Origin of the sequence: Streptomyces sp. NPDC059524, from assembly GCF_042749255.1 — a bacterium.
Lineage (GTDB): Bacteria > Actinomycetota > Actinomycetes > Streptomycetales > Streptomycetaceae > Streptomyces > Streptomyces xanthii.
Window position 1 is genome coordinate 2245 of record NZ_JBHYTK010000189.1, and the last position, 11014, is coordinate 13258.

General features: G+C 72.7%; 7 protein-coding genes. 6 read left to right on the plus strand and 1 reads right to left on the minus strand.

The window, feature by feature from the left end:
* Nucleotides 1–95 precede the first annotated feature (95 nt).
* The 3 genes from ACFW9D_RS34140 to ACFW9D_RS34150 are packed head-to-tail and all read left to right on the plus strand — an operon-like array spanning nucleotide 96 to nucleotide 5987.
* Nucleotides 96–896 carry an HlyD family efflux transporter periplasmic adaptor subunit gene (locus ACFW9D_RS34140; RefSeq protein ID WP_188335921.1) on the plus strand — a complete coding sequence of 267 codons (801 nt, stop codon included), beginning with the start codon at nucleotides 96–98 and terminating at the stop codon, nucleotides 894–896.
* Nucleotides 893–3124 carry an NHLP family bacteriocin export ABC transporter peptidase/permease/ATPase subunit gene (locus ACFW9D_RS34145; RefSeq protein WP_384628551.1) on the plus strand — a complete coding sequence of 744 codons (2232 nt, stop codon included), beginning with the start codon at nucleotides 893–895 and terminating at the stop codon, nucleotides 3122–3124. Before ACFW9D_RS34140 ends, ACFW9D_RS34145 begins: the two co-directional genes overlap by 4 nt.
* A 1-nt stretch (nucleotide 3125) precedes the next feature.
* Complete coding sequence (locus tag ACFW9D_RS34150; protein WP_384628554.1) at nucleotides 3126–5987, plus strand: NHLP bacteriocin export ABC transporter permease/ATPase subunit; 2862 nt, start codon at nucleotides 3126–3128, stop codon at nucleotides 5985–5987.
* Nucleotides 5988–6520: 533 nt separating this feature from the next.
* Here the strand turns inward: ACFW9D_RS34150 and ACFW9D_RS34155 are convergent.
* Nucleotides 6521–7192, minus strand: a complete 672-nt coding sequence (locus ACFW9D_RS34155) for a GntR family transcriptional regulator (protein ID WP_188335924.1) — start codon at nucleotides 7190–7192, stop codon at nucleotides 6521–6523.
* Between the two features lie 197 nt (nucleotides 7193–7389).
* Between ACFW9D_RS34155 and ACFW9D_RS34160 the strand changes: the two genes are divergently transcribed.
* Genes ACFW9D_RS34160 through ACFW9D_RS34170 form a run of 3 tightly spaced genes read left to right on the plus strand, consistent with a single transcriptional unit; the run spans nucleotide 7390 to nucleotide 10867 of the window.
* Nucleotides 7390–8727 (plus strand): MFS transporter, encoded by a 1338-nt coding sequence (locus ACFW9D_RS34160; RefSeq protein WP_384628557.1) that lies wholly within the window; start codon nucleotides 7390–7392, stop codon nucleotides 8725–8727.
* Entirely contained in the window at nucleotides 8724–9902 is a 1179-nt protein-coding gene (locus tag ACFW9D_RS34165) for an aspartate/glutamate racemase family protein (RefSeq protein ID WP_384628560.1), read from the plus strand. Before ACFW9D_RS34160 ends, ACFW9D_RS34165 begins: the two co-directional genes overlap by 4 nt.
* 59 nt (nucleotides 9903–9961) lie before the next feature.
* On the plus strand, nucleotides 9962–10867 hold the full coding sequence (locus ACFW9D_RS34170) for a polysaccharide deacetylase (RefSeq protein ID WP_188335926.1): 906 nt from the start codon (nucleotides 9962–9964) through the stop codon (nucleotides 10865–10867).
* Nucleotides 10868–11014 lie beyond the last annotated feature (147 nt).

Below are 11014 nucleotides of genomic sequence, written 5' to 3' on the forward strand. Positions count from 1 at the left end.
CCCCCTCCGGTCCCGGGGCCTTCGGCCGCGTCCGGACCACCCCCCTTCCGGTCCGGGCGCGGCCGGGATGCTCGCCAGACAAGGGAAACCCGCTCGTGCAGTTCCGCCAACAGGCTCTGTCCAAGCTGCAGTCGCCGGAGGCGCTGGACCTCCCGGTGCGGCTCGCGCGGCCCCAGGGGCTGCTCGTGCTCGCCGTCACCCTCGTCGTGATGGCCGCCTCCGCCGTGTGGGCCGTGACCGGCTCGGTGTCCTCGACGCTGAAGGCCGACGGCATCCTCACCTACGGGCAGGGCAGCTACGTCCTCCAGACCCCGGTCACCGGTCAGGTCACCGGGGTGTTCGTGCGGGAGGGGCAGCGGGTCCGGGCGGACGCGCCGCTGCTCAAGGTCCGTACCGAGCAGGGCGACCGGGCCGTACGCGCCATCGAGGCGGGCCGGGTCACCGCGCTGGTCGCGCGCATCGGCGCCGTCGTGACGACGGGAGCCGACGTCGCCACCGTGGAGCGCACCGGCTCGGCGCGTGATCCGCTGGTCGCGATGCTGTACGTGCCGGCGACCGGCGCGGGCACGGTCCCGGCGGGCGCCGAGGTCGATCTGACGGTGCCGCAGGCCCGGCAGTACGGGATGCTGCACGGCACGGTGAAGGCGGTCGGGCGCGGTGCGCAGACCCGCCGCCAGGTCGCCGACCTGCTCGGCGACGCCGACCTCGCCGGGCAGTTCACCCGGGGCGGCCCGCGCGTGCCCGTCCTCGTGAAGCTGACCAGGTCGCCGGCGACGAAGTCCGGCTACGCCTGGTCGACGCCCGACGGTCCGCCGTACGCGCTCACCTCCATGACCCTCGCCTCCGGCGCCGTGCACCTCGCCGAGCAGCGCCCGATCGATTGGCTGCTGCCGTGACCTCGACCTCGCTGCCGCCCGCGGGCCACGGCCGGCGCCGCGCCCGCCCCGCTCCCCCGCCAAAGAAGTCACGCCGCCACAAGACGGTGCGCACGCCGACCGTGCTCCAGATGGAGGCGGTGGAGTGCGGCGCGGCCTCGCTCGCGATGGTCCTCGCCCACCACGGCCGGCACGTCCCGCTGGAGGAGCTGCGCATCGCGTGCGGCGTCTCGCGGGACGGCTCGCGCGCCAGCAACCTCCTCAAGGCGGCGCGCAGTTACGGCCTGACGGCCAAGGGCATGCAGATGGAGCCGGCGGCTCTCGCGGACGTCCGCGGGCCCGCGATCCTGTTCTGGGAGTTCAACCACTACGTCGTCTACGACGGCACCGGCCGGCGCCTCGGCCGGCGCGGCGTGCACATCAACGATCCGGACAAGGGGCGCCGGTTCGTGCCCACGGAGGACTTCGACACGTCCTTCACCGGGGTCGTCCTGGTCATGGAACCGGGCGACGACTTCCGCACCGGCGGACGCAGGCCCGGGGTGCTGAAGGCGCTGCCGGGCCGGCTGCGCGGGACGACCGGGACGATGCTCGCCGCGCTGCTCGCGAGTCTGCTCCTGGTCCTGGTGGGCGCGGCGGTGCCGGCGCTCAGCCGCACGTACATCGACCTGTTCCTGATCGGGGACCAGACCTCGCTGCTGGGGGCGCTGTTCGCGTCGATGGGCGCGATGGTGGGGCTCACCGCGGTGCTGACCTGGCTGCAGCAGGCGAACCTGCTGCGCGGCCGGATCATCTCGTCCACGCTGAGCAGCGCCCGGTTCTTCGGGCATCTGCTGCGCCTGCCCGTCACGTTCTTCGCCCAGCGCAGCCCGGCCGACCTGGTCCAGCGGCTCCAGTCGAACGACGCGGTCGCCGAGACCCTGGCCCGCGATCTGACGGCCGCCGGGGTGGACGGCATCGTGGTGCTGCTGTACGCGGCGCTGCTGTGGACCTACGACCCCCAACTGACCATGGTCGGCGTCGGGATCGCGCTCCTGAACGTGGTGGCGATGCGGATCGTCGTCCGTCTGCGGGCCACCCGTACGCAGAAGCTGCGGGCGGACTCGGCGCGGCTGACGAACACCTCGTACACGGGCCTGCAGCTCATCGAGACGATGAAGGCGACCGGCGGGGAGAACGGGTACTTCCGGCGGTGGGCGGGGCAGCACGCGACGACGCTGGAGGAGCAGCAGCGGCTCGGGGTGCCGAGTGCGTGGCTCGGGGTCGTGGCGCCGACGCTCGCGACGCTGAACAGCGCGCTGATCCTGTGGATCGGCGGACTGCGGGCGGTCGAGGGGCATCTGTCGGTGGGCCTGCTCGTCGCGTTCCAGGCCCTGGTCACCCGGTTCACGGCCCCGATCACCCGGCTGAACGGGGTCGCGGGCCGGATCCAGGACTTCGCGGCGGACGTGGCGCGTCTCAAGGACGTCGAGAACTTCCCCGTCGACACGCTGTACGCGCGGCCCGAGCAGGTGCGCAGCACGCGCCGGCTGAAGGGGCACGTGGAGTTGGAGAACATCACGTTCGGCTACAGCCCGCTCGACAAGCCGCTGCTCGACGGGTTCTCGCTGAACGTGGGGCCCGGCCGACAGGTCGCGCTCGTGGGCGGTTCGGGCAGCGGCAAGTCGACGGTGTCGCGGCTGATCTCGGGCCTGTACGCGCCGTGGGAGGGCGTCATCCGCATCGACGGGACGCGGCTCGACGACATTCCGCGCGGGGCGCTCGCCGCGTCGGTGTCCTTCGTCGACCAGGACGTCTTCCTGTTCGAGGGCACGGTGCGGGACAACGTCGCATTGTGGGACCCGTCGATCAGCGACGAGGCGGTGGCGGACGCGCTGCGCGACGCGTGCCTGTACGACGTGGTGGCGCGGCGGCCCGGCGGGATCCACGGCCGGGTCGAGCAGGACGGCCGGAACTTCTCGGGCGGGCAGCGCCAGCGTCTCGAGATCGCGCGGGCGCTCGTGCGGCGGCCCAGCATCCTGGTGCTCGACGAGGTGACGAGCGCGCTCGACGCGGAGACCGAGCAGACGGTCATGGACAACATCCGGCGGCGCGGCTGCGCCTGCGTGGTGATCGCGCACCGGCTGAGCACGGTGCGCGACAGCGACGAGATCGTGGTGCTCGACCACGGCGAGGTCGTCGAACGCGGCCGGCACGAGCATCTGGTGGCGGCCGGCGGGCCGTACGCCGAGCTGGTCAGGGAGCACTGAAGTGACGTACACGCAGGACGGGTTCACCTCGCACGCGGCGTCCGACCAGGTGGTGGCGGCGTTCGGCGGGCTCGGCACGCCGGTGGACTGCGCGGGGGTGCGCAGCCTGCCGCTGGAGGGGCCGCAGGTGCTGTGGCTGGTGGCCGACGGGGCGCTCGACCTGTTCGCGGTGGACGCGCTCGCGCAGGGCCACTGGCACTTCCTGGGCCGCCTGGAGCCGGGCACGCTGCTCCTCGGCCCCGTCGAGGGCGCGCAGCACACGCTGGTGGGCCGCCCGGCGACGGGCTGCGTACTGCGCCGGATCCCGCTGCGGGAGCTGCCGTACACGCCGCCCGCGCACGACGGCTCGTACGACGCGGCGTACGGCGGCGGGTACGCGCCGGCGTGGAGTCTGCTGGAGGAGGCGTTCGCACTCGGGGTGGGACGCGGGCAGCGGGTCCTCTTCGAGGCGCCGCTCGACGGGCGGACGACGACGGACGCCGGGTACGACGGACACGAGGAGAGCGACGACGACGTGCTGTGGCCGCAGCTGTCGCCGGGCAGCGTGCAGTACGGGGCGGCGTACGCGGCGGACGCGGCCGGCGATCTGCTGGTGGACGGCGCGCTGTGGCAGCGGATGGTGAACCAGCAGTTCCGGCTCCTGTCGGCGCTCGACCGCTGGATCGAACGCCTGGAGAGCGCGCACGAGGACCGGGCCGCGGCCGGGATCCGGGCGGGCGAAGCGGTCCGCGAGCAGGCCGAGCGCACGCTCCTCGCGTCGATCGGCTCGGGCCGGCGGCGCAACCGGGGCGGTGAAGCGGCCGGTGTCGACGCGACGTACGCGGCGTGCGCAGTGGTGGCCCGGGCGGCCGGCCTCACGCTCGCCGAGCCGCCGCGCGGGCAGGCGGTCAACGAGCGGATCGAACCCGTGGAACAGATCGCGGTGGCCTCCCGGATCCGGACCCGGCCGGTGCGGCTCGCCGGGGACTGGTGGCGCCGCGACGCGGGGCCGCTGGTCGGGTTCCGGGCGGCGTCCGGGGCGCCGGTCGCGCTGCTGTGGCGGCGCGGCGGTTACGAGGCGGTGCACCCTTCGGGCGAGCGCAGGACGCGGATCGACGAGGACAACGCGGAGGACTTCGAGGAGCGGGCCGTCATGCTGTACCGGCCGCTGCCGGAGGGGCCGTCGAGCCCGTGGCGGCTGATGCGGTTCAGCATGCGGGCGAGCGGCGCGGACGTGCGCAGGCTGCTGCTCGCAGGCCTCGTCACGGTGGGGCTGGGCTCGCTGGTGCCGATCGCGACGGGCCGGGTGCTCGGCACGTACGTGCCGAACGCGCAGACGAGTCTGATCACGCAGGTGTCGCTCGCGGTCGTGGTGGCGAGCGTCGTGTCGGCGGCGTTCATGCTGCTCCAGAACCTGACGGTGCTCCGCGTCGAGGGCCGCGTCGAGAGCGTCCTCCAACCCGCCGTCTGGGACCGCCTGTTGCGACTCCCGACCCGGTTCTTCGCCTCGCGTTCGACGGGTGAGCTGGCGAGCGCGGCCATGGGCATCAGCGCGATCCGGCGGCTCCTGTCCGGGGTCGGTCCCGTGGTCGTGCAGTCCGTGACGATCGGCGCGATGAACCTCGTGCTGCTGTTGGTGTACAGCGTGCCGCTGGCGCTCGCGGCGCTCGGCATGCTGGTCCTCGTCGCGGGTGTCTTCCTGACGCTGGGGCTGTGGGAGCTGCGCTGGCAGCGGCAGTTGGTCGAGCTCGGCAACAAGTTGAACAACCAGGCCTTCCAGACCCTGCGCGGGCTGCCGAAGCTGCGTGTCGCGGGGGCGGAGAGCTTCGCGTACGGGGCCTGGGCGCAGGAGTTCGCGCGCAGCCGGGAGCTGCAGCGGCGGGCGGGCCGGATCAAGAACGTGACGACGGTCCTCAACGCGGTCTATCTGCCGCTGTGTTCACTCGTGATGTTCATGCTGCTGGCCGGTCCCGCGCGGGGCACATTGTCGGCCGCCGCCTTCCTGACCTTCAACACGGCCGTGACGATGCTCCTCACGTCGGTGACGCAGCTGACGGGGGCGCTGCTCTCGGCGGCCGCCGTGCTGCCCATGTACGAGCAGATCAAGCCGGTGCTGGAAGCGGAGCCGGAGGTGCAGGAGGCGGCGTCGCAGCCCGGCGAACTGTCCGGCGCGCTGGAGGCCCGCGGCCTCTCCTTCCGGTACGGCGACGACGGGCCGCTCGTCCTGGACGACGTGTCGCTCGCGGTGCGCCCCGGCGAGTTCGTGGCGATCGTCGGCGAGAGCGGCTGCGGAAAGTCGACGCTGCTGCGCCTCCTGATCGGCTTCGACGCGCCGACCTCCGGCAGTGTCCTGTACGACGGCCAGGACCTCTCGGCGCTCGACCGGGCGGCGGTGCGCAGGCAGTGCGGGGTGGTGCTGCAGAACGCGCAGCCGCTGACCGGTTCGATCCTCGACTGCATCTGCGGCGCGGAGGCCTTCTCGCAGGAGGAGGCCTGGGAGGCGGCCGCGATGGCGGGCCTAGCCGAGGACATCAAGCGGATGCCGATGGGACTGCACACGATGATCGCCGGGGGCGGCGCGATCTCCGGCGGCCAGCGCCAGCGCCTCATGATCGCGCAGGCGCTGATCCGGCGCCCCAAGCTCCTGTTCTTCGACGAGGCGACCAGCGCCCTCGACAACGAGACCCAGCGCACCGTCATCGACAGCACGCGCTCCCTCCGGGCGACCCGCATCGTGATCGCCCACCGCCTCTCCACGGTCCTGGACGCGGACCGGGTGATCGTGATGGCCTCGGGCCGCGTAGTCCAACAGGGCGCCCCGGCGGACCTTCTGGCCGACACGACCGGCCGCCTGCACGAGTTGGTGCGGCGCCAGATGGTGTGAGCGGCCTACAGCGAGGGCGGGGCCGACCGATCCCGCACCCGGCCCCTGGGCGCCGCCTTGCCCACCCGCGCCGCCCAAGGCTGGGCCGACCGAAGCCGTACGCGGCACCAAGGTACTGCCGGCCGATCAAAAGGCTCCGGGGAAGAAGCGCCCCGCCAGGGGCGCGGGGAACTGCGCGAGCAACCACCACGACGCGGCACTCGGCAGCGGTCCTCGTCCCCCACGGCGGGGACGCCATCGGCAGCCGGAAGCCGTACTGCCCGAGGCCGGGCGCCGGGCCGACGCCCCCGGAGGGGGCGGGTGGGTGGGAGCAGGGCCGGGGCCAAGGCTGTATCGGCTCGGGCGCCCACTCAACGCCGCGTCCCGGCAAGGCCCGACGCCGGGCCGACGCCCCCGGAGGCGGCGGGAGGGTGGGAGCAGGGCCGGGGCCAAGGTGTGTCGTCATGGCGGCGGGCGCCGAGGGAGCAGGCGGAGCCGGGTCCAGCCGCGGGCGCCCCGCCCCCCATGAACCGGCGCCGGGCGGAGCCCCAGGGTCAGGGTTCGATCGGGGCCGGGGTCGGGTCGAAGAGGAGGCGGATGGCCTCCTCCCGGTAGTGGCGGACATGCCGCAGCGCGCACTCCGCGGCCCGCTCCACATCCCGCGCGGCGATGGCCTCGTACAGCTCGCGGTGTTCCTCCCACACCGCCTCGGGGTCGTCGACCTGCTGGAAGAGCCAGCGCATCCGGCCCTCCAGGGGCTGGAGCGTGCCGGCGAGCATCGTGTTGCCCGCGATCTCCACGATGTGGTGGTGGAAGTCGGTGTTGGCGCGGGAGATCCGCGCGGCCCGACCGGTGCCGGTGGCTTTGCGCGCCACCTCCAACAGGCGCCGCAACGCGTCGAGTTGGGGCTTCTCCGCGCGTTCGGTGGCGCGCCGCACGGCCAGCACCTCCAGGGCCTCCCGCAGGTCGAAGAGGTCGAGGACGTCCTGGAACGACAGCTGCTTCACCACGATCTTGCGCGGCGAGACGGCTTCCAGGAAGCCCTCGCTGAGCAGGACGCGGATCGCCTCGCGCACGGGAATGCGGGAGACGCCGAACTCCTCGGCGACCTCCCGTTCGAGGAGCCGGTCGCCCGGCCGGAGGTGCCCGGCGATGATCCGGTCCCTGATTCCCTCGCAGACCTGGTCGCGCAGCCATCCGACCTCGCCGGACCCCGCCTGTGCCATGTGCCCTCCCCGGAGAATTTTGAATTTACGGTATACCAACGCCTTGACGCAGGCCATACTCTTCCGCATTCTTTGGTATGCCATAGCGCCGAACGCGCACGTCACATGCACCTCACATCTGCCCGTCCGACCGCCACCGCGGCCGCCCGCAGCATGCCCTTCCGCAGCTCGTCCCCCTGCCGAACAAAGGGTCAGTCATGTCGTCAGCCAAGCCCGCGTCGTCCCCGGACGCGGCCACCGAGGCTCCCAGAGCCACCGCCAAGGGCGCTCCCAGCCGCACCCGCTGGAAGGTCTTCGTCCTTCTCCTGGGCGTCGTCTCGCTCAACTACATCGACCGCGGCTCCGTCTCCGTCGCGCTCCCCCTGATCACCAAGGACCTGCACCTCACCAAGGAGGTCACCGGCTTCGTGCTCAGCGCGTTCTTCTGGACGTACGCGCTGATGCAGCTCCCCGCGGGCTGGCTGATCGACCGGTTCGGACCCCGCAAGATGGCCGGCGGCGCCTGCGTCGGCTGGGGCATCGCCACCGGCCTGACCGCCGGCGCGACGGGCGTCGGCTCGCTGCTGGCGGCCCGCCTCGCGCTCGGCGCCGTCGAGGCCCCGGTCATGCCGGCCGGCGGCAAGCTCAACGCGACGTGGCTGGCCCCCAAGGAGCGCGGCCGCGGCGCGGTCCTGATGGACGGCGGCGCCCCGCTCGGCTCCGCCCTCGGCGGTATCGCGATCTCCGGCCTCATCGCCTGGACGGGCAGCTGGCGGATCAGCTTCGTCGTGGCCGGTGTCGTCACGGTCGCCGTCGGCTTCCTCGCCCTGTGGTTCCTGCGTGACACCCCGCGCGAGCACCGTTCGGTCAACGACGCCGAGGCCACGTACATCGAGGAGGCGCACGCCGCGGAGGACGCGGCCGCCCCGTGCGAGGACCGCCCCGCCAAGCTCCGCTCCTACGTGCGTCACCGCTCCTTCTGGGGCATGTGCCTGGGCTGGATGGGCTTCAACGGCGTCTTCTACGGCCTGCTGACCTGGGGCCCGCTGTACCTCTCGGAGACCAAGGGCTTCGACATCAAGTCGATCGGCTGGTCCACCCTGGTGATCTTCGGCGCCGGCTTCGTCGGCGAGCTCATCGGCGGCTGGCTCTCCGACACATGGCGCAACCGCGGCGGCAACACCAACACCGTGCTGCGCACCATGATGGGCACCGCGGGCGTGGCCGTCATGGCGGGCCTGCTGGGCGTGGTCCTCGTCCCGGACGCGCTCACCGCCGTCCTGCTGCTCGCCGGCGTCCTCTTCTTCCTGCGCTGGGCCGGCCTGTACTGGGCGCTGCCCTCCACGCTCGGCGGCCGCGCCAACGCCGGTGTCGTCGGCGCCGCCATGAACCTGTCCGGCAACATCGCCGGAATCGTCACGCCCATCGTGGTCGGCTTCATCGTCGGCGGCACCGGCTCCTACACCTGGGCGCTGCTCTACTTCGTCGGCGCGGGCGCCCTGTTCACCGTCTCGTCCCTGGTCATCGACTACTCGAGGAGGCTCGTCGTCCGATGAGCGACAACCGTCCGACGATCGGCACCCGTCCGCTGCGCGTGGGCATGCTCACGCCCTCGTCCAACACCTGCCTGGAGCCCGTGACGTACGGGCTGCTGCGGGGCGCGGCCGGTACGGTCAGCGCGCACTTCGCGCGGGTGCCGGTCACCCGGATCGCGCTCGACTCGGGCAGCGACGCCCAGTTCGACCCGGTCCCGATGCTGGCCGCCGCCCGGCAGCTCGCCGACGCCAAGGTCGACGTCCTGGTCTGGAACGGCACCTCCGGCTCCTGGCTCGGCGTCGAGCGCGACCGCAAGCTCGCCGCCGCGCTCACCGAGGCCACCGGCGTCCCCGCCACCACGTCGACGCTCTCCCTGCTCGACGCCTGCGCCGCGTACGGCGTGACCCGGCTCGGCCTGGCCCTGCCGTACACCCGTGACGTCGCCGACGCGATCGTCGCGGAGTACGCCCGGGAGGGCCTGGAGTGCGTGCTCGCCGAGCCGTTCGGCGAGGACGACAACGAGGCGTTCGCCCGGATCCCGGCCGCCGACGTGGCCCGCCAGGTCGAGGCCGCCGCGACGGACGGCGCCCAGGCCGTCGCCGTCGTCTGCACGAACGTGCACGGCGCCTTCGAGGCCGAGCGTCTCGAACAGGCCCTGGACATCCCGGTGTTCGATTCCGTGACGGCCACGCTGTGGAACGCGCTGCGACTCGCCGGTGCCGCCCCGTCGTGGTCCGGCTTCGGCACCCTGCTGCGCGACGGCGCCCTGCGCGCCGAGGTGCAGTCGGTGCTCACCGGTCTGCTGTCGGCGACCGGCGCGGACCGCACGACGTTCCGCGTGGACCTGCCCGCGCACGGTCTGCACGTGGACCTGACCGCGGGCGAGGCCCTGGGCGAGGGAGTGCGCTCGATCCGCCGCGACGCCTCCCTCGACCAGCGCCGCCTCAACACCGTCGAGTGGCTGGAGGCCGAGCGCCGCGCCTTGGTCCAGCCGCACTTCCGGGACGCCCCGAACCCTCCGCAGGCCCTCATCGACGTCTACGGCGTCAACGCCCAGATGCTGTCGCCGGTCCAGACGGGCGGCGCGATGACCGGCTGGATCTCCGTGCACAGCATGCGCGAGCGCGAGTGGTCCGCATCGGACCAGGAGGCGCTGGCCGCCGCGACGGCGGTCCTCACCGAGCGCCTCTCCTGACCCTCCCCGCCCGCCCTTTTTCCCCCGTACCAGTTGCAGTAGTTAGGGAGCACCCCTTCATGGCCAAGGACATTCAGATCGCACTCGGCGTCGACGTCGACGCAGTGGCCGGCTGGCTCGGCTCCTACGGCGGCGAGGACTCGCCCAACGACATCCAGCGCGGCGTCTTCGCCGGTGAGATCGGCACCCCCCGCCTCCTCAAGCTGTTCGAGCGCTACGGCATCCGCACCTCGTGGTTCATCCCCGGCCACTCCATCGAGACCTTCCCCGAGCAGACCCGGATGGTCGTCGAGGCCGGTCACGAGGTCGGCGCGCACGGCTACTCGCACGAGAACCCGATCGCGATGACGCCGCAGCAGGAGGAGGACGTCCTCGCCAAGTCGGTCGAGCTCATCGAGGAGTTCACCGGCCGCAAGCCCAAGGGCTACGTCGCCCCCTGGTGGGAGATGTCCGAGTCGACGGCCGCGCTCCTGCACAAGTACGGCTTCAGCTACGACCACTCGCAGAACTACCGGGACTTCACCCCGTTCTACGCCCGGGTCGGCGACTCCTGGACGAAGATCGACTACAAGGCCGAGGCCAAGGACTGGATGAAGCCCCTCGTCCACGGCCGCGAGGTCGACCTCGTCGAGTTCTGCGGCAACTGGTACGTCGACGACCTGCCGCCCATGATGTTCAACAAGCACAGCCACAACAGCCACGGCTATGTGTCGCCGCGCGCCCTGGAGCAGGACTGGAAGGACCAGTTCGACTGGGTGCACCGCGAGCTCGACTACGCCGTCATCCCGGTCACGCTCCACCCGGACGTGTCCGGCCGCCCGCAGGTGCTCCTGATGCTGGAGCGCTTCATCGAGTACGTCTCCGGGCACGAGGGCGTCTCCTTCGTGACCCTGGAGGACGCGGCCGACGACTTCCGCCGCCGCTTCCCCTTCGAGGGCACCGAGCGCCCCGCCGACATGCGCTGACGCTCCGCTCCCCTCTCCCCCAGGATCGGCCGCGCGTGCGTGCGGCCGGACGAGGGGGCCCCCCCCGCCCCCCGGCGCCCCCCGGGGCGCGCCCGCGTATCTGGTGTCGCGCCAAGGCGTCACCGCCCTGCGCGGTGAGCACGCCGA

What these genes read in the sequence shown, in the direction of transcription:
- ACFW9D_RS34170 (WP_188335926.1), top strand. Translation starts at nt 9,962, where the DNA reads ATGGCCAAGGACATTCAGATCGCACTCGGCGTCGACGTCGACGCAGTG.
- ACFW9D_RS34155 (WP_188335924.1), bottom strand. Translation starts at nt 7,192, where the DNA reads ATGGCACAGGCGGGGTCCGGCGAGGTCGGATGGCTGCGCGACCAGGTC.
- ACFW9D_RS34160 (WP_384628557.1), top strand. Translation starts at nt 7,390, where the DNA reads ATGTCGTCAGCCAAGCCCGCGTCGTCCCCGGACGCGGCCACCGAGGCT.
- ACFW9D_RS34165 (WP_384628560.1), top strand. Translation starts at nt 8,724, where the DNA reads ATGAGCGACAACCGTCCGACGATCGGCACCCGTCCGCTGCGCGTGGGC.